Annotated in this window: 16 protein-coding genes and 2 pseudogenes; 12 read left to right on the top strand and 6 right to left on the bottom strand. The window is 70.6% G+C overall.

All coding sequences use genetic code 11. The annotated features are described in order from the left end of the window. Positions 1-16 precede the first annotated feature (16 nt). Positions 17-1,126, bottom strand: a complete 1,110-nt coding sequence (locus IG78_RS0105190; protein ID WP_225881999.1) for a PQQ-dependent sugar dehydrogenase — start codon at positions 1,124-1,126, stop codon at positions 17-19. Here IG78_RS0105190 and IG78_RS51080 point away from each other — a divergent pair. The 4 genes from IG78_RS51080 to IG78_RS0105210 all read left to right on the top strand — a co-directional run bounded on the left by IG78_RS51080 (position 1,017) and on the right by IG78_RS0105210 (position 3,927). Then, a complete protein-coding gene (locus IG78_RS51080; protein ID WP_225882002.1) occupies positions 1,017-1,307 on the top strand; it encodes a hypothetical protein in 291 nt (96 codons plus the stop codon). The two genes, IG78_RS0105190 and IG78_RS51080, sit on opposite strands and share 110 nt — an antisense overlap. 177 nt (positions 1,308-1,484) lie before the next feature. Then, on the top strand, positions 1,485-2,075 hold the full coding sequence (locus tag IG78_RS43890; RefSeq protein ID WP_051852387.1) for a response regulator: 591 nt from the start codon (positions 1,485-1,487) through the stop codon (positions 2,073-2,075). A 590-nt stretch (positions 2,076-2,665) separates the two neighbouring features. After that, positions 2,666-3,412 carry a hypothetical protein gene (locus tag IG78_RS0105205; protein ID WP_030560043.1) on the top strand — a complete coding sequence of 249 codons (747 nt, stop codon included), beginning with the start codon at positions 2,666-2,668 and terminating at the stop codon, positions 3,410-3,412. An 83-nt stretch (positions 3,413-3,495) separates the two neighbouring features. Next, positions 3,496-3,927 (top strand): PPOX class F420-dependent oxidoreductase, encoded by a 432-nt coding sequence (locus IG78_RS0105210; protein ID WP_030560045.1) that lies wholly within the window; start codon positions 3,496-3,498, stop codon positions 3,925-3,927. 64 nt (positions 3,928-3,991) lie between these two features. Here the strand turns inward: IG78_RS0105210 and IG78_RS0105215 are convergent, their stop codons facing one another. Together IG78_RS0105215 and IG78_RS0105225 are read right to left on the bottom strand one after the other, a co-directional pair. Next, positions 3,992-5,212: an alpha/beta hydrolase gene (locus IG78_RS0105215; protein WP_157855763.1), complete on the bottom strand. Its 1,221-nt coding sequence runs from the start codon at positions 5,210-5,212 to the stop codon at positions 3,992-3,994. Positions 5,213-5,325: 113 nt separating this feature from the next. After that, positions 5,326-6,519: an ABC-2 transporter permease gene (locus IG78_RS0105225; protein ID WP_225881990.1), complete on the bottom strand. Its 1,194-nt coding sequence runs from the start codon at positions 6,517-6,519 to the stop codon at positions 5,326-5,328. A 218-nt stretch (positions 6,520-6,737) separates the two neighbouring features. Here IG78_RS0105225 and IG78_RS47670 point away from each other — a divergent pair, with 218 nt between their 5' ends. From IG78_RS47670 to htpG, 8 genes and pseudogenes are all read left to right on the top strand, one after another. Further along, on the top strand, positions 6,738-7,052 hold the full coding sequence (locus tag IG78_RS47670; RefSeq protein ID WP_030560049.1) for a CU044_2847 family protein: 315 nt from the start codon (positions 6,738-6,740) through the stop codon (positions 7,050-7,052). A 4-nt stretch (positions 7,053-7,056) separates the two neighbouring features. Next, a pseudogene (locus IG78_RS52405) lies at positions 7,057-8,835 on the top strand (nSTAND1 domain-containing NTPase); the annotation flags it as partial. Between the two features lie 126 nt (positions 8,836-8,961). Further along, positions 8,962-10,524: pseudogene (locus IG78_RS51090) on the top strand (ATP-binding response regulator); the annotation flags it as partial. A gap of 104 nt (positions 10,525-10,628) precedes the next feature. Next, on the top strand, positions 10,629-11,309 hold the full coding sequence (locus tag IG78_RS0105245) for a response regulator (RefSeq protein WP_030560052.1): 681 nt from the start codon (positions 10,629-10,631) through the stop codon (positions 11,307-11,309). Beyond that, the gene (locus tag IG78_RS0105250; protein WP_051852392.1) at positions 11,306-12,406 is read left to right on the top strand and encodes a sensor histidine kinase; all 1,101 of its coding nucleotides are present in this window, start codon (positions 11,306-11,308) and stop codon (positions 12,404-12,406) included. The genes IG78_RS0105245 and IG78_RS0105250 overlap by 4 nt, the downstream gene beginning before the upstream one ends. 162 nt (positions 12,407-12,568) lie before the next feature. Then, a complete protein-coding gene (locus tag IG78_RS0105255) occupies positions 12,569-13,150 on the top strand; it encodes a hypothetical protein (protein WP_225882000.1) in 582 nt (193 codons plus the stop codon). Positions 13,151-13,192: 42 nt separating this feature from the next. Further along, entirely contained in the window at positions 13,193-13,546 is a 354-nt protein-coding gene (locus IG78_RS0105260; protein WP_030560056.1) for a hypothetical protein, read from the top strand. A gap of 215 nt (positions 13,547-13,761) precedes the next feature. Next, entirely contained in the window at positions 13,762-15,720 is a 1,959-nt protein-coding gene (htpG, locus tag IG78_RS0105265; RefSeq protein WP_030560057.1) for a molecular chaperone HtpG, read from the top strand. Here htpG and IG78_RS0105270 read toward each other — a convergent pair. The 3 genes from IG78_RS0105270 to IG78_RS0105280 all read right to left on the bottom strand — a co-directional run. Then, the gene (locus tag IG78_RS0105270) at positions 15,689-16,201 is read right to left on the bottom strand and encodes a 2'-5' RNA ligase family protein (RefSeq protein WP_225882001.1); all 513 of its coding nucleotides are present in this window, start codon (positions 16,199-16,201) and stop codon (positions 15,689-15,691) included. The genes htpG and IG78_RS0105270 overlap by 32 nt on opposite strands. 98 nt (positions 16,202-16,299) lie before the next feature. Then, complete coding sequence (locus IG78_RS0105275; RefSeq protein ID WP_030560060.1) at positions 16,300-17,421, bottom strand: tetratricopeptide repeat protein; 1,122 nt, start codon at positions 17,419-17,421, stop codon at positions 16,300-16,302. Next, positions 17,418-18,580 (bottom strand): ATP-binding protein (locus IG78_RS0105280; RefSeq protein ID WP_030560062.1); only part of this gene is annotated, 1,163 nt, incomplete at its 5' end. The genes IG78_RS0105280 and IG78_RS0105275, both read right to left, overlap by 4 nt.

An 18,580-nucleotide genomic window follows, 5' to 3' on the forward strand; every position in this document is an offset into this window, starting at 1 on the left:
CGTCAGCCGGCTGTCGTCACGCCGGGTCGATGCGGTGGACGCTGCCGCCTATGTCGAGGACGTACAACTCGTTCCTCGGTCCCTGAATGAACGAGACGACCTCGCCGCCGTTGACCTGCAAGTCGCTGACGCCCGTCACCTCGCCGTTCTTCATCCGCAGGGCGCGGACGGTGCCGTCGCAGTAGTCGCTGTACACGTACTGACCCCTCAGGGCCGGGATGGCCTTGCCCCGGTAGACGTATCCGCCGGTCACCGAGCAGCCGAGGCCGTTGCGGTCGTACTCGTACACCGGCGGCACATGGTTCACGGGTTCCGTACCGCCCCGGAAGGGGTGGGTGCCCTCCATCTGGGACCAGCCGTAGTTCTCGCCGCCCTTGCTCCTGGCCGGGGCCCAGTCGATCTCCTCCCAGGCGCTCTGGCCGACGTCACCGAGCAGCAGATCGCCGGTGCCCGCGTCGAACGAGAACCGCCACGGATTGCGCAGCCCGTATGACCAGATCTCGTCCCTGGCCTTCGGGTCGCCCACGAACGGATTGTCCTTCGGGATCGCGTACGGCTTGCCGCCCCTCGGGGCGATCCGCAGCAGTTTGCCGAGCAGGGTGTCGAGGTTCTGCCCGTAGCCGTGCGGGTCACCGCCCGCGCCGCCGTCGCCGAACGCGATGTAGAGGTAGCCGTCGGGGCCGAACTTGATGTCGCCGCCGTTGTGGTTCGAGTAGGGCTGCGTCTGGGTGAGCACGGTCCGCCGGGTCTCCGGCCGGATCTTGCCGTGCCGTACGGCGAACTCGTCGATGACGCTGGTGCCTTCGAGGTTCGTGAAGGAGATGTACACATGCGCGAACTTCTTGTCGAACGCGATGCCCAGCAGGCCGCGCTCACCGTCGGTGGTGGTCTCGGCGGAGATGTCGAGGACGGGCTCACCGAGGCCGCGCGCGCTCAACACCCGTACGGTGCCCGCGCGTTCGGCGATCCAGACGTTGCCGCCGGGACCTGCGGTGCCCGCGATGGGGTTCTTGGCCGTGGTCACCTTCGTGAGCTGGACCTTCGGCGTCTGGCGTGGGGTGGCGGACTCGTCGGCTGATGCCGTGGTCAAGGCGAGGGAAGCAGTGAGGCAGAGGGCGCTTATGATCGCCGAGCTTCTGGTGCGAACGTTCACCGTGATCCTCCTGGAGGCGGCGAAGGGGAAGGTCACCCGGCTGCTCGGGACAGAGGTGAAAGGGGTGTCGTCCGCGCCGGCACGCAACCTGGGTGGGGGGATGGTGTGCTACTGGCTGCGGATGAGGATACTGGGACACGCATGCCTGGTATAGACCATGACTTCAACCAACTGCTCGGGCCCGCACACCTCGTGCCGACACTTTCAGCCGCCGGACGCCCGCTGCGCCCGCGTCTCCCGGCCACACTGTCGTGGCGCGACGGCGACGGATAGACTGAGCGGGCACGGTCAGGCAGGCGGCCGCAGTGAACCATCGAGTCCGAGGGGTTCCATGAGTGAGCCGCTGAACGTTGCCTGGCCCGCCGACCCGCCCTCCGCACGAGCGCTACCGGCAGCGCGCCCCGAGTCCCCGCCCGGACCTGCCGCATCGGGCGCGGACGGGGAGTACGGCCTGCTGCTCGTCGATGACCACGAGGACAACCTGTTCGCCCTGGAGCAGGCCCTGGCCCCGCTGGGGCGGCGGATGTTCCGGGCGGGCGGCGGCGAGCAGGCACTGCGCTGTGTGCTGCGCGAGAAGATCGCCGTGGTGGTGATGGACCTCCTTCTGCCCGGCATGGACGGGCTCGAGACCGTGACGTATCTGCGCCGCCTCGAACACACCCGGCTGCTGCCCGTGGTCCTGGTCACGGGAGTCGGGCGCGACGACTCCGTGGCCGAGCGGGCCTACCGCCTCGGCGTGGGCGGGTTCCTCCTCAAGCCCATAGACCCGTGGGCACTGCGCACCCATGTCCGCGCTCTGGCCGAGCTCTACGTCCACGCCCGTCACCCCGGCACCGCGGACACATCCGGCAACACCGGGGCCCTGCCGGGTGGTCAGGGCCGCGGTCAGGGCTCCCCGGTGACTCCCATGAAGGGCTTCTGACTCCCGTGCAGGGCTTCCGCGGTGTTCTCCCGCGGTGTTTTCCTGTGAAGGTCTTCCGGGAAGGCGGAAGGCCTTCTGTGAAGGTCTCCTGTGATCTCTCCGTGCTGTTTCAGTGCGGACTCAGCGAGGTTCCCGGTGCGGTTCTCGGTGTCGTTCTCGGTGATGGCAGCGAGTCATAGTCACGTCCCGTCTCCACGCCTGAGGCCTTTCGACCAAGGGGCCGTTCGCCGGGAACGGGACTGAGGTTCACTCTCGTGAGTGCTCCTCGGCCTCAAGAACCTTTCCGTCTTGACGAGTTCGCCCCACCGCTTCCGACGTCGTCCGTGTCGGCTTTTGGCGGTCTCCGGCGACTCCCACACATCACTCACCTGTGCCAAGGTGGGTACTTCAATGGGTGCGGCCGCTGTTGCTCACCGACTGGCTCACCGTCCGGCCGAGGCCACCTCATACGGGCAATCGGTACGCCAGGGTGTTGAGCAAGAGCTATTCTCAGCCACACGTACCAGTTACTCGAAACATGCACGTGGTGCGTCGCGGGCGTTCCCACTGTCCGCTGCCAAGGCCGAAGAACCTAGAAAGGGCCGAACCTTATGACTGAATCCACGACCACCGCCACGGCACTGGCATCGCAGTACGCCGCGCAGGTCACCAGCGACCTCGAACGCAACATCAAGGAGCAGGAACGTATCCGTGCGGAGATCGACACTCTCCAGGAGCAGCTTGCCGCCCTGCTGCACGACCACACGGTCCTGACCAACATCGGCCAGGCGCTGGACACCCCGTCCGCGCCCGCCGAGTCGGACCAGGCACCCCAGGACGCCGTGATTCCCGCTCCCCGCAGCAAGGGATCCACCACGTCCGGCAAGGCCAAGAAGCAGCCTGCCGCCAAGAAGACCGGCGCGACGCGGCGCACGGCGGACAAGAAGCAGGCCCGCAAGGCCGCGCCCGCCAAGACCGCGTCCGCCAAGACGGCCCCGGCCGACGCCGCGCCCGCCAAGGCCGCCGCCAAGCCCGCCGCCGCCAAGGCCACTGCGGCCAAGGCCACTCCCGCCAAGACCGCCGAGCCCACGCTGGTGGACCTCGTGCGTGGTCACCTCGCCGCACAGTCCGAACCGCGCTCCGCGGCCGAAGTCGCCACCGACCTCGGCAAGGCGCACCCCGAGCGTGGCATCAAGACCACCGTCGTGCGCACCACGCTCGAGAACCTGGTGGCCAAGAACCGGGCCCAGCGCACCAAGCAGGGCACGTCGGTCTTCTACACGGCACCCGACGAGGCCGCCGCTCCCCAGGACAAGACCAAGGCCCAGACCAAGTCCGAGGCCGGTCAGGGAGAGTGACGTCCTCCGAAGAGGGCGAGTGACGTCCTCCCGAGGGTGACACGTACGGAATAGGGGGCGTCCGTCGAGCATTGGCTTCAGACATGACTGACACACCCTTCGACCCACGCGCCCTGCTCGCCGAAAGCCGGCTCGGTGTGCTCGCGACGATCAAGGCGGACGGCCGCCCCCAGCTCTCCCCCGTCACCCCCTTCTACGACCGCGAAGCCGATGTCATCCAGGTGTCGATGACCGAAGGTCGGGCCAAGACGGTGAACCTCCGTCGGGACCCGCGGGCCACCCTCGAAGTCACCAGGCCCGACGGCTGGGCCTGGGCCACGGCCGAGGGCACGGCGACACTCACCGGCCCCGGCAGCGACCCGCACGGCCCCGAGGTCGAGGCCTTGGTGCGCTACTACCGTGCCGCCGCCGGGGAGCACCCCGACTGGGACGAGTACCGCGCGGTGATGGTCTCCGACCGCAGGGTTCTCATGACGATGGCGGTCACCCACGTATATGGCGGCAAGGTCCGCTGACCCACCCCGTATGTGTGTACGAGTACGTGCACGGCGCGTGGGGGGAGGGCCGGGGCGCGTGGGTTCAGCTCCCGGCCTTCCATCCGATCGTGATCTCGGGGTACCCGGCGTCCGCGGCGTCGAGCGACGGTGACGTCGTGGTGCGGCCGCGCAGCCAGTGGTCGAAGAAGGCGCGCACGTAGTCACCCGTGACCGCGTGCGCGCGTCGTCCCTCGGCCGTGCCGAAGAACTTGGCGAAGCGCTCCGCGGTCCACACCTCGTCGAGCTTCAGCTCGACGCCGAGGGTGGCCAGGTCGTTGAAGCTGTAGTGCCGTGCGCCTGCCAGGACCATACGGCGTCCCCAGGCCGTGTGGTGGGCCATGAAGTCGGTCCACGTCGGCAGTTCCATGGGCTCGGTGAACAGCAGGAAGGGCTGCCGCAGGCCGCTCTGCACCGCGTCCGTCTGCAGGGCGCCGTCCAGACAGGCCCCCGCGGTGAACCGGGAGTCGGTGCGCAGCACTTCGGCGGCCGCGGAGCCGCCGAGCGAGTGGCCGAACACTCCGGCGCCGCCACGCCGTACCGACCGTGTGATGTCAGCGGGAAGCCGCGCCGCGCGCCTCCCCGTCAGGACGTCGAGCACGAAGCTCAGGTCCGCGGCACGCACGTCGGAGTACTTGCGAAGCACCGCCTGATCGCCGGTGCCGGGATTCTGCGGGACGACCCGCCCGTCGGGGAACTCGGTCGGGCCGTCGTAGGTGTGGTTCACCGCGATGACGAGGTAGCCGTGGCTCGCGAGGTCCTGGGCGAAGGTCGTGCCGGTGGCCGCGGGGTCCTGGCGGCCCGGGCCGAAGAACACCACGGGCGCGTCGCGCAGGCGGGGGTGCACCGGGGCGTTCCGCCAGGCGTCGGTGCGCACCCGCCCCAGGGAGCCCGGGGGCAGTTCGAAGCGCTGTTCGACGACCGGTTCGAGGCCGGGCGTGAGGTATCGGGCACGCTCACCGCGGGGCGCCGCGGTCGCGTACCAGACCTGGACCATCAGTTCGCGCGGTGTCCTGGTGGGCGCGAACGGGTCGTCACGGCGGTCGTCGACGAGGTGGCAGGCCCGGGTGCCGACCGCGTACGGGCCTGTGGGCGCGGGCAGTGCCACGGGGGCCCCGGCGGGCGCGGCGGGGGCACCCGCGGGGGCAGCGGCGGCCGGTGTGGCTCCGAGTCCCACGGTGCCACCGGCGGCGACCGCCGTCGCCCCGAACACCGATGCGCGAAGTATGGAACGGCGCGGGAGTCTTCCCGACGGCTGGTCAGTCATGTGCTGCGCTCTCCTTGATGGCTCGTACGCGGGTACGTGCCGGCTCGTACGGGTGGGTGCGTGCCGGCTCGTACGCAGGAGTGTCGCCTGCCTCATGACCCTATGTCGGCCCGTCAGGTCGCCGCGTGGGCAGGGCGGCTCCGGCGGGTCTCCCGCCCTCCTGGGTGGCGGTGGCGCCACACCCAGAACACCGTGCTCGCGACCAGGGCCCATCCTGCGAGCACGAGGTAGGGGAAGAGGTGTTGATGGCCGTTGAAGTAGACGGCCGTGTGCTGGGCGTTGACCGAGGCTCCCGGAGGCAGCCAGCGGCCGATGTGTCCGAGCGCGGACGGCAGCAGCGGCCAGGACACGGCGCCTCCCGAGGACGGGTTGCCCAGGAGCACCATCAGGCCCCATGTCGGGATCATCGACCACCGCCCGACGAGGGTGTTGAACATGGAGAAGACCATGCCGGAGGTGAACATGGTGAGGGCCAGGACGAGCCAGGACTGGACGAACGGCAGATCGAGGGCGCCGAGCCACCAGTCGACCACGGCCGCGATGGCGAAGGCCCCGAGGAGGGCGTAGGCGAGGGTGAACGCGATGCGCTCGGCGGGGTTGAGCCCGCGGGCGTGCACGCTGAGCTGAATGGCGCCCACGAAGCCGATGATCACCGCGGCCAGCGAGATGTAGAAGATCGCCAGACCGCGTGGGTCTCCGGGTTGCAGGGGGTTGAGGTCGGTGACGGTCACCGGGACCTTCAGGGTCCGGCCCACCTTCGCCGCGGTCTCGGCCAGCAGGTCGGCCACCGAGGCGCCGGAAGCGGCGGAGACGTCGAAGTGGATGCGTTCGCCCTGGCGGGCGTCGAGGATCGCGAAGACCTCCTGCTGCTCGACGGCCTCGCGCGCGGCGCCCACCGTGTCGTAGCGGTGGACTTCCACCGAGGCGTCGAGGGCCTTCTCCATGCCGGTCAGGAAGGCCTCGCCCCTTGTGCCGTGCTCCGCTCCGACGACCGCTGTGGGCACCTGGCGAGGGGTGGGGTTGGCCATGGCGTACGTATAGGAGCCCGCGAAGAGACCGGCGGCCGCTGCCAGGATGAACAGCAGCACGGTGGCGGGCAGGAACGGTGACTCCTTGAAGGCTGCCCAGCGCTGGGGCCAGCCGGGCTTTCGGCCGTGCTCTCCGTGTGGGGGCCGCGGATGGGCCCCGCCGGACGCCGCGCCCGACGCCGCATCCGAGGACGCGTCCGACGACGCGTCCGACGACGCGTCCGACGACGCGTCCGACGACGCGTCCGACGAAGGAGAGCTTCCGGGAATATCAGACATAACGCAACGCTAGATCATCGCGGTGCGGGAACCGCCGGGGCGGGCGTCAGTGGCCAGGTGATTCTTCCGCGCGATGCGCGATTCTTCCGCCGCGGCGGTGGATCCCTTCATGTGGCTGCGGGGCGCGGTCACGTTCCCCGAGGATGGACGGCGTCGGCAGTCGTCGTTCGGGCGTACGGCCCTGGGTTGGGGGATGAGCTGTGCCACAGCAGTTGACCATGAGGCTCGGTGACGGCACGGAGGAGGTCGCCGTGTTCGAGGTGGACGTCGATACCGATGTCGACCCGGGTGCCACCGACCTCGATCTGGCGGCCGGGGGCGGGCTGGTCGCGCGGGCACGCGTGTCGCTGGAAGAGGCTCTCGGCCAGATCGAGCCGACGCTGTCCAAGGTGGCCGACACCGTGCGCGAGCTGGGGCCCGACACCGCGGAGCTGGGGTTCGGTCTGAAGATGGGCGGCGAGACGGGTGTGATCATCGCCAAGGGGACGGCCGAAGTGAACTTCTCCGTCCGGCTGACGTGGAACCGCCCCTGACCCGATGGGAGCGCAGCGCGAGGGATTCGTCGTCAAGGTCCGCGACACGGCGACGGGGGCGCCGGTCGGCGTCGGTTTCGTCGTCGGTGACAAGGAGATCGTGACCTGCGCCCATGTGGTCAATGTGGCCCTGGGGCGGCAGAAGGGCTGCGCGGAGCGGCCTGCGGGCGACGCCCGTGTGCAGGTCGAGTTCGTGCTGCTCGGCGACGCGGAGGGAGCACCGCTGCGGCACTGCCGCATCGGCTCGTGGGACCCTCCGCCCGGCGGCGGCGCGCCGGGCAGGGACGTGGCGGGCCTTGTGCTCGTCGGCGGTGACACACTGCCCGTCAGCGCGGGCGCGGCCCGGCTCATCGACGCCCGCACGGGCCTGGTCGGCGACACCCGGGTGAAGGTCTTCGGCTACCCGGGCAATCCACCCAGGAAGGCCAACGGCGCCTGGAGCACCTGTGTGCTGCGGGGCGCGGTCGGCGGCGGGCTCGTGCAGCTCGACGCGGAGAGCGAGTCCGCGCTGCGGGCCCAGCCGGGGTACAGCGGATCGCCCGTGATCATCACGGACCGGTGGGGTGACGCCGTCGTCGGCATGCTCGCCCTCGCGAGCCGTGAGGGAGCCGCCCATGACGCGTACGCCGTACCGCTGTCGGAGGTCTCCGCCGCCTGGCCCGAGGCGTTGGGGCGGGGTGTGCTGCCGCCGTGCCCCTACCGGGGGTTGCAGGCGTTCAGCGCCGAGGACGCGCTGGCGGGAGTGTTCGTCGGCAGGGAGCGTGAGGTCGAGCGACTGCGGACGATGGTGAAGACCCAGCCGCTCGTGATGGTGACGGGGCCCTCGGGGGTGGGCAAGTCGTCCCTGGTGGCCGCGGGCCTGCAACCCCAGCTCGCGACGGAGGGGTGGGCGGTCGCCTCGTTCCGGCCAGGGATGTCCCCCTTCGACGCCGTGGCCCGCGCCCTCCTCGAACTGGAGCACCCGCGGCGGACCCACAGCCTGGAGGAACTGGAACACCGGGCCCGCGCCCTGCGGGAGGAGGGCTTCTGGACGGTCGCCTCCCGGCTGCGGGTGCTCACGGGGCGCCGACTCGCGCTGATCGCCGACCAGTTCGAGGAGGTCCTGAGCGGCAGCGCCGACCGGGCGCAGCAACTGGAGTTCCTTGAGCGGCTGCTCCCGCCGGCGGACGTCGCACAGGACCCCGGGGTCCGCCTCGTCGCGACCCTGCGGGCCGACTTCCTGCCCGACCTGCTCGAACTGCCGGACATCGGGCCCCGCCTTCAGGACCGGCAACTGAACGTGTCCCCGCTGGACGAGGCGGCCCTCATCCGGGTGATCGTCGAACCGGCGTCGGTGGCCGGGGTCACCTTCACGCCCGGGCTCGCCGAGGCCATCGCCGCCGAGGCGAGCAGGGCCGCGGGCAGCCTGCCCCTCCTGGAGTTCACCCTGACGGAGCTGTGGGCCCTCCAGCACGACCGGCGGCTCAGCTTCGACAGCTATCAGAGCCTCGGCGGTGTCTCCGGCGCGCTGAACCAGCACGCGGAGAAGGCCTACAGCCTGCTCGCCCAGCACCTGGACGAGCCGCGTATCCGCCGGGTCCTGCTGTCCATGGTCCGTGCCCGCGGCGGGGCCACCAGCGCCGTCCGCGTCACCGTCCACCGCGCACACCTCGGCAAGGACTGGTACATCGCGCAGCTCCTCGCCGATCCCGAGCAGCGCCTCGTGGTCCTCGGCACCGGCGGGCCCGACACCGCGGAGATCGCGCACGAGGCGCTGATCCGGGAGTGGGCGAGGCTCGCCGCCTGGGTGGAGGAGGACGCCGACTTCCAGCAGTGGCTCGCCGTGGTCGAGGAGCGCGCGACGGAGGCGGACCTGCTGTCCGCGACGCGCCTCGCGGAGGCCGACCGCTGGCTGGGCGAGCGCGCCGCCGACATCCCCGAAGCCGTCGTCCGCCTCATCGAGTTCAGCCGCGACGAGATCACCGCGCAGCAGCGTACGGAGCAGATGCTGAGCGCATCCCAGGAGCTGACCGCGCAGCTCCAGCAGCGTTCGGCCGAACTGGAGGCCTCGCAGCAGGCGCTACAGGCGTCCAACACCGAGCTGGAGCACAAGGCGGAACTGCTCGCGCGGCAGAACCGCGACATCGAGATCAAGAACACCGAGATCGAGGAGGCCCGGCAGGTTCTGGAGGAGCGCGCCGAGCAGCTCGTGGTCTCGATGCGCTACAAGTCCGAGTTCTTCGGGAACATGTCGTACGAGTTGCGATCGCCCCTCAACTCGCTGCTGATCCTCGCCAAGCTCCTGGCCGACAACTCCGAGGGCAATCTCACGCCTCGGCAGGTGGAGTTCGCCGAGACGATCCACGGCGCGGGCTCGGACCTGCTCCAGCTCATCAGTGACATCCTCGATCTGTCGCGGGTCGAGGCGGGCAAGATGGACATCAGCGCGACCCGGATCGCGCTCGTGCGCCTCGTGGACTACGTAGAGGCCACTTTCCGGCCGCTGACCGAGGAGAAGGGCCTCGGCTTCTCCGTACGCCTGTCCACGGAGCTGCCCGCCACGCTGTACACCGACGAGAGCCGTGTGCTGCAGGTGCTGCGCAACCTCCTGTCCAACGCGGTGAAGTTCACCGACAGCGGGGCGGTGCGGCTTTCCGTTCTGCCCGGCGGCCCCGATGTGCCCGCCGCGATCCGGGAGCAGCTCTGGGAGGCCGGTTCGCTGCACTCCCCGGAGGACGGCCTGATCGCGTTCTCGGTGTCCGACAGCGGCATCGGCATCCCCGCCGACAAGATGCGGGCGATCTTCGAGGCGTTCCAGCAACTGGACGGCACGACAAGCCGCAAGTACGGCGGTACGGGACTCGGGCTCGCGATCAGCCGGGAGGTCGCGCGCGTGCTCGGCGGTGAGATCCACGCGGTGAGCGAACCGGGGCACGGTTCCACGTTCACGCTGTATCTGCCGCTGCACTCGCTCGACCGGCCGCCGCACTCGCTCGACCAGCCGTCGCACGGGTCGGTGCCGTCGTTCGAGGGTCTGTCGGAATTCGTGCCCCCGCTGTCCGCGGCGTCCGCGGAGACGACTCGCGCAGGGCAGGCGCCGCCCCGGTTCGACGGGGAGAAGGTGCTGATCGTCGACGACGACATCCGCACCGTCTTCGCGCTGACGGTGAGCCTGGAACGGCAAGGCCTCACGGTGCTGTACGCGGAGAACGGCCAGGAAGGCGTCGAGGTCCTCGGCAGGCACCGGGACGTCGCGATCGTCCTCATGGAGATCATGATTCCGGAGATGGACGGCTACGCGACCATGTCGGCGATCCGCGAGATGCCGCAGTACGCGCGACTGCCGATCATCGCCCTCACCGCCAAGGCCCTGAAGGGCGACCGGGAGAAGGCGATGGCCGCGGGAGCCTCGGACTACGTCACGAAACCGGTCGACCCCGACCATCTGCTCGCGCGCGTCAAGTACTGGACCGGGATGCCGAAGGACGCCTGAGGCGGCGGCCACCCTAAAATCCGTGTAAAAACGTACCGTTATGCTGGGGTTTCTTGTACATGAGCAAGGGGGCCGAGCAAGTGCAGGGAACAGCCGTGCGGGTGATGGTGGTGGACGACGAGAACCTGGTCCGGGAGGGGCTGCGGCGCATTCTGCAGACCTTCGACGGAATCGAGGCGGTCGCCGGCTGTTCGGGCTCGGCGGCCGCGGACCAGGCTCTGCTGCACCGCCCCGACGTGGTGCTGCTCGACCTGCGGATGCCGGACCGCGACGGCCTGACGGTCCTCGCCGACCTCCGGGCGCTGCCCGCACCGCCCGCCGTCGCCCTCCTCACCACCTTCGACGCCGAGGAGCATCTGTCCGCCGCCCTGCGCGGCGGCGCGGCGGGTTTCCTGCTCAAGGACACACCCCCGGCGCAACTGGAGTACGCGATCAAGGAGTTGGCGCGGGGTGGCAGCGTGCTCGCGCCCCGTCTCGCCCGCACGGTCGTACGCCACTACGCGGGCACCGGCGCACAGGGCCCGGGACCGGCCCCGTCCCTGTCCGGCTCCCCCGCCCCCGAGCTGACCGGCCGTGAGCGGGACGTGCTCGCCCTGCTCGCCGACGGCCTTTCCAACGCGGAGATCGGGCAACGCCTTTTCATCGGCACCACCACCGTCAAGGACCACGTCAGTGCCCTCCTGGTGAAACTCGGGGTCAGCAACCGCGTGCAGGCCGCCGTGCACGCCCACCGCCTCGGCCTGGTGCCTGCGGACCCGCTCGCCGGGGACACCGCGGGCCGATGAGGTTCGACCGCCGCACCGCAGAACGTGGCGTGGCGCTGCTTGCCTGCGCCGAGCTCCTGACCGTCGCCGGGACCTTCGATCACCTGGGCCTCGCCGTCTGCTCGGTCGCTCTGCTCGCCCTCCCTCTGCGCCACCGCTTCCCGCTGAGCACCGTGGCGGCGACGCTGCCCGCCACCGTCACCGAATACCTGTGGCTCCCCGCCATGCTCGCCATGTTCGTGGTGGCCCGCCGTGCGTCGTACCGGGTGATCGCGGGCTGCGGCGCGCTGCTGTTCGCCGCCGCGCTTGTCCCCTGGCCGCCCGCCGCGCTCCTGGACCACTCCCGGCCGGAGGTCCTCACCATGATCGAGGGCGCGGGGCTGCTGAGTCTCGGCCCGATCGTTCTCGGCCGCCTCCTCGCCACGCGTGACGAGCTCAAGGACCGCCTGGCGGACCTGGCCGCCTCCCAGGACCGGGAGCGGCGTCTGGAGGCCCAGCGCGCGGTGACCCGTGAACGTGCCCGCCTGGCCCGCGACATGCACGACACCGTCTCGCACCACGTCGGCATCATCGCCGTGCAGTCCGGAGTGCTCAGCGCCACCGAGTCCGACGGCGAGCGACGGGCGGACATCGAGGTGGTGCGCGAACACAGTGTGCGGGCTCTGGAGGAACTCCGGGACATGGTGGGCGTACTGCGCGGCGCCGACCCCGCGGCGGCGGCCGCCGTCGGCCGGACCCGCCTCACCGACCTGCACGGGCTCACCGCCGAGAGCCTGCTCGACGTCAGCGTGCACATCGCCGTGGCTCCGGGACCCGACTGGGACCCCGCCCTGGAGGCGTGCGCCTTCCGCGTCGTGCAGGAAGCCCTCAACAACGTACGCAAGCACGCACCCGGAGCACCGGTGCAGGTCTCCGTCCTGGCGCCGGAGGGGGAGCGCGCGCTCGTCGTCGAGGTCAGCAACGGGCCGCCGCCCACCGACAGGACCGCGCCCGCCCTGCCCGCCGGGGGTCACGGTCTCGCCGGACTGCGCGAGCGCGTGGCCCTGGTGGGCGGCAGCGTCACCGCCCACCCGACCGTGGACGGCGGCTTCTCGGTACGGGCGGTGCTGCCGCGGTGAGGCCCGTCCGGCGCCGGGGCACCACGGAACCCTCCATTCGGAGGGGGCCGGTGGACGGTTACGGCCAGGGGGGCGTCCCGGCCAGCATGGTTCCCGGCCGCGACGCCCACGACCAGGCGGCGTCCGCCGACGGCGGCGCACATCCCGCCCGCCGTGACGACCATGACGACGCCGCCCGTACCGACGGTGCGGCAGGGGGAGACCCAAGTGATGACGACACAGCAGCGCCACCCCGCGATCCGCCGTGCCTCGCTGGTGGGCGTGGCCGCACTCACCGCCGGCGCCCTGTTCGCGGGCGCCGCCCCGGCCCTGGCCGCCCACGCCGCCGAGTCCCGTGCCGCCAGGACGGTGGCCTCGGCCGCCGAGGAGATGCCCGCACTGACCGCGGAGCAGCGGCACTTCATCGAGGACGGCATGGGTCAGGAGGCGATGGCCGAGCTGACCCGCGCCATGAACGAGGGCGGTGCCGACGGCGAGATCCGCCCGCGGGCCTTCCCGATCGCCGCCGTCGCCATCGGCGCCGCCGCCTGGTGCGCCAAGGGTGCCGTGGCCAGCATTCCCACCTCGGTGCTCAGCGACGTCGCCGACGGCAAGTTCTCCGGCAAGGGCACCTACGTCAAGAACGCCATCGTCGGCTGTCTGGGCGGTGAGATCGGCGGCGTGGTCTGGAAGTTCCTGCCCGGCTGGGTCAAGAACAAGGCCGTCGCCATGGTGGCCGCCTTCATCATCAAGTACATCCGCTAGCCGTCCCACGCACGTCGACAGGTATCCGGGGTCCGCGCTCTCATGGCTTACGTCTTCATCATCTGCTGCTTCGTCCTCCTCGCGGTGGTCACGCTGCTGGCCGCCCGGGTAGGCCGTCGCGGCCAGGTCTGCGACCGGAGCATCGGGTACGACGTACCGGACGAGGTCAAGCGCGACCCGGCGCTGCGGGCGAAGGCCGACCAGCTCGTCGCGCACTGGTGCACCGGCGCGGCGATCCTCAGCCTCGCGCCGCTGGTGCCGATCGGCAGGGTCCTGCTCGCCGACGGCGACCGGGCCATCGGCACCGCCGGGCTGCTCGTCGTGGCGGCGTACGGTCTGGTCGTGGTGGCCGTGGCCGGTTACCCGTTCGAGAAGATCAAGCACCTGGCGCGCTGAGCGCGGGCCCGCCGGGCGCCGCGCCCGACCCGGCCGTGCGCCCGGCCACCGCCTCCGGCCGACCGGATCCGTCCGGTCGGCCGGAGGCGTCGGCGGTGTCGGGCAGCCGTGCGGACGACGACTTCGCCCGGTGTCGTCCCCATCGCCCGACCAGCTCATCTAAAGTTTCTTCAAGTAGTTGCCGCCATTGGTGATCTGAGAAGGATTCACGGACTATGTCGACTGAGACGACCGAGACGTTCGAGTTTCAGGTGGAAGCCCGCCAGCTTCTGCACTTGATGATCCACTCGATCTACTCGAACAAGGACGTCTTCCTCCGCGAGCTCATCTCCAATGCCTCCGACGCACTGGACAAGCTCCGGCTCGCGGCCCTCCGCGACAGCTCGCTCGACGCGGACATCTCCGACCTGCACATCGACATCGAGGCCGACAGGGCGGCCCGTACGCTGACCGTGCGCGACAACGGCATCGGCATGTCGCGCGACGAGGTGGTCCAGCTCATCGGGACCATCGCCAACTCCGGTACCGCGCAGTTCCTGAAGGAACTCAAGGAGGCCGAGGACGCCTCGTCGGCAGAGGGGCTCATCGGCCAGTTCGGCGTCGGGTTCTACGCAAGCTTCATGGTCGCCGACAAGGTCACGCTGCTGACCCGGCGCGCGGGCGAGAGCCAGGGCACCCGCTGGACCTCCACCGGCGAGGGCACGTACACCATCGACACCGTCGACGACGCGCCGCAGGGCACCGCCGTCACCCTGCACCTCAAGCCGGAGGACGCCGAGGACCGGCTGTACGACTACGCCGCGCCCTGGAAGATCAGGGAGATCGTCAAGCGGTACTCGGACTTCATCACCTGGCCCGTCCGCATGGCCCCCGAGCCCCGCGCCGACGCGGGCGCCGACGGCACCGGCGAGGAGGGCACCGGCACCGAGGACGCGGAGGCCCCCGCCGCCCCCGAGACCCTCAACTCGATGAAGGCCCTGTGGGCGCGGTCGCGCGAGGAGGTGACCGACGAGGAATACCACGAGCTGTACAAGCACATCAGCCACGACTGGCACGACCCCCTGGAGACCATCCGGCTCCAGGCCGAAGGCACCTTCGAGTACCAGGCGCTGCTGTTCCTGCCCTCCCACGCTCCGCACGACCTGTTCAACCAGGGCTACAAGCGCGGCGTACAGCTCTATGTGAAGCGGGTCTTCATCATGGAGGACTGCGACGCGCTGATGCCGTCGTACCTCCGGTTCGTCAAGGGTGTCGTGGACGCCCAGGACCTGTCACTCAACGTGTCCCGCGAGATGCTCCAGCAGGACCGGCAGATCCAGCTCATGAACCGGCGCCTGGCGAAGAAGGTGCTTGCCACCGTCAAGGACCTGCGGACCAAGGACCCGGAGCGGTACGCCACCTTCTGGCGGGAGTTCGGCGCCGTCGTCAAGGAAGGCCTGATCGGCGACTACGAGAACCGCGACACACTCCTGGAGGTGTCGTCCTTCGCCACCACGCACGACGAGGACGCGCCCACCACGCTGCGCCAGTACGTGGAGCGCATGCCGGAGGGGCAGGAGCACATCTTCTACCTCACCGGTGAGTCACGTCAGGCCCTGGAGAACTCTCCGCACATGGAGACGTTCCGGGCCAAGGGCATCGAGGTGCTGCTGCTCACCGACCCCGTCGACGAGGTGTGGGTGGACTCCGTGCCCGCGTACGACGGCAAGCAGTTCCGCTCCGTCGCCAAGGGCGAGGTCGACCTCGGCACGGAGGAGGAGAAGCAGGAGGCGGAGAAGGAGCGCAAGCAGCACCAGGAGCAGTTCGCGGGCCTGTTGACCTGGATGACGGAGCACCTGAAGGAGAACGTCAAGGAGGTGCGTCTGTCCTCGCGCCTGACGGTGTCCCCCGCCTGCCTGGTCTCGGACACCCATGATGTGACACCCGCCCTGGAGAGCATGTACCGCGCCATGGGCCAGTCCTTGCCGCCCACCAAGCGCATCCTCGAACTCAACCCGTCCCACGCTCTGGTCAGCGGCCTCAACACGGCACGCGCCGAGCGCCCCGACGACGGCGGCCTCGCGGAGACCGCCGAACTCCTCTACGACATGGCCCTGCTCGCCGAGGGCGGCACGCCGGGCGACCCCGCCCGGTTCGTGAAGCTCATGGCCGACCGCATCGAACGCACCTTGTGACCGGGTGACCTGTCCGGTGGAGCCGGTACGCGGCCCGGTCCCGCCACCGCCCACCGTCCCGGACGATGAGGTGGACCGTGTCCACCGGACAGGTCAACGGCAGCAGCGGGGCGAGTTCGGCCTCCAGCGCGTCGTACGCGGCGTCCTGGGTGCTGGGACCCTCGCTGTTCGCGACCGTCACATGGGGGTCGAGTCCCGCGCCGAAGATCCCCCGGTAGGGCAGCGCTTCGGGCCAGCGCAGCGCGAGGTCCTTCTGCAGGGCCTTGACCGGATCGTGCGGCCACGGGTCCAGGTACAGCACGCCGGGATAGCGGCCGAACGCGCCGAGCGTGAGCGTGAAGGCGTCGTGGCCGCCGAACAGGTCGGCGAGCGCGCGGTGGACCCCGTCGTCGATACGGCTCTCGTGCAGGAACGGGTAGAGCACCGTCACATGGGCGGGGAATCCGGCCCGGATCAGCGGGTCGGCTTCCGGGAGCTTGATGGTGAGCGCCGTGTCACCGGGTACGTCCGGCCACCCGTCCTCGCCCCTGTCCCTTTCCCCGTCCCTGTCCCTTTCCCCGTCCCCGTCTCCGTCCCCTGTCAGCGTGTCTTCCTCTTGTCGAACCAGATGGTGGCCGCCGTCGGCAGCAGCCCCGCCCAGAAGAGCAGCCGCGGTGTGTCCCGGCCCTCCCAGGGGATCTCGGCGATCAGCACGGCGCACACCATCGCCAGACCGGCCTGCGCCAGGACGACCCGGGCCCAACGGCCGCGGCGGACCAGGGAGCGCACATTGAGCTGGACCCCGGCACGGAGTCTGCGATAGCGGCGCCAGGCGCCGAAGCCCCAGATCGCGGCCATGATCACGAGGATCCACAGGCGCTGGCCGACGGGCAGGGGCAGCTCGGGGGCCGGCCGGTCGTCCGACGGGAACACGTCGATCATGGCGCCTGCCGTGACCACACAGAGCACGGCCAGCCACCGGGTGCCGCGCAGCAGCCGGTAGGTGGCGTGGTCCAGTTGCTCGCGCATGGGCGCGGACTGGGGGTCCACGGCGAGCGCGTCCGCGTACAGCCCGGCGGCCCGGGAGGCGCTCACTCCCGGCGCCTGCGCGGCCTTTTGCGTCTGGCGTGCCAGGGCTTCGGCGTGCTGCGGGTCGATGCGGAGGATGGCTTCGTCGAGTTGGTCCGCGACCGTGCCGTTGCCCGCGACACTGGCGATGCGCTGGGCCACTTCGTGGGCGTAGACCTCTTCGGGCCCGAGCCGCAACGCCTCCATGGCCAGGTCGGCCGCCGCACGGGAGGCGCGGTCGGCTTCGCCGTGGCTGATCTGCCGGGCGCCGGTCGCCTTGGCGTGCTCGACCAGGTCCCGGCGCCACACGGCGTCCGCGAGCATGGCATGGGCGTACGCGTCGTGCGGGGCGACCCGGATCACCTCGCGCAGCACGGGCTCGACCTTCAGCCAGCCGTTGTCGCGCACCGTCGCGTGGGCGCTCAGCATCAGCGCGCCGTAGTCCTCGGGCGCCAGCCTGAGGGCCTCGGCGGCTGCCTGCGCCGCTCGCGCGGGCTGTTCCGTGTGGAGGTGGCAGTAACCGGTCTTGACCCAGGCGCGTACGTCGTCGGGGGCCTCGGCGAGGCGGCGGCCGAGGAGGGCGAGCGCCTGGTCGTAACGTTCGAGTTCGATCAGCGCCTGGGCCTGTTCGACCATCGGGTGCAGCGTGCTCACAGCTTCCGGTTCTTCTTCAGGTAGGCGATCAGATCGTCGTAGGTGCCGCCCTCGTTCGCGTACATGGCGACGTTGCGCGCGGCGGCGAACCACGGTTCCGAGGACGGCACGGTCTGCTTGGCGGCGAGCAGCAGGTCCTGCATGCCGATCATGCGGACCGTTCCGGTACGCACGGAGTCAAGGAGCGCGGTCTCGGCGGCCGCCTCGCACAGGTGGGCCAGGTCGGCGCCGGAGAGTCCCTCCGTGGACTTCACGAGCTTGCCCAGGTCGACGTTCTCGACGGGGCGTTCACGGAGGTGGTAGCGGAGGATCACTTCCCTGGCCGGGGCGTCGGGCGGCAGGACAAGCAGGGTGCGGTCCAGGCGTCCGGGGCGGCGCAGCGCGGTGTCCACGTCCCAGGGGGCGTTGGTGGCCGCGAGCACGAAGACGCCGTCGTTGGCCGCCGAGTCGATGCCGTCGAGTTCGGTCAGGAGCTGGTTGACGGTGTTGCGCAGGCCGCTGTGCTGGGTGCGGCTGCGCTTGGCGCCAAGGGCGTCGAGTTCGTCGAGGAACACGACGCAGGGTGCCTGGCGGCGGGCGGTCTGGAAGATCTCGTGCATGTTGCGTTCGGAGTTGCCGATCCACATGTCGAGTACGTCGTTGACCGACACGGACAGGAAGCCCGCTCCCAGTTCGCCGGCGACGGCGCGGGCGATGAATGTCTTGCCGACACCGGGCGGCCCGTACAGGAGGAGCCCGCCGCGCAGGCTCTTTCCGTACAGCTTGCGCAGTTCGGGGTTGCGCAGGGGAGCGAGGAACGCCGCCTCCAGGCGGTCCTTGACCTCCTGCATGCCGCCGACGTCCGCGAGCCGGAGGGTGCCGGGCGAGTCCACGTCCCAGGCGGCGGCGTCACCGCCGCCATCGTCACCGCTGCCGCCGTCGCCGCTGCCGCCGGCGGTGAGGGGCGCTTCGACGAAGCGGGGCGGGATGACGTCACCGACCTGGTCGGCGGCGGCACGCCAGTCGAAGCCGGTGCGGGGGGCGTCGCTCGCGGGGTCCGACGGGGGCGGGCCGGGGTCGGAGGCGGGTGCGGGGGCGGAATCGGGCGCGAAGGCGGGTGCGGGAGCAGGCGCGGAGGCGGGGACGGGGGCGGAGGCCGGTACGGGGGCGGGTGCTGAGG

The sequence above is a fragment of the Streptomyces aureocirculatus genome (assembly GCF_000720475.1).
In the GTDB taxonomy this organism is placed as follows: domain Bacteria; phylum Actinomycetota; class Actinomycetes; order Streptomycetales; family Streptomycetaceae; genus Streptomyces; species Streptomyces aureocirculatus.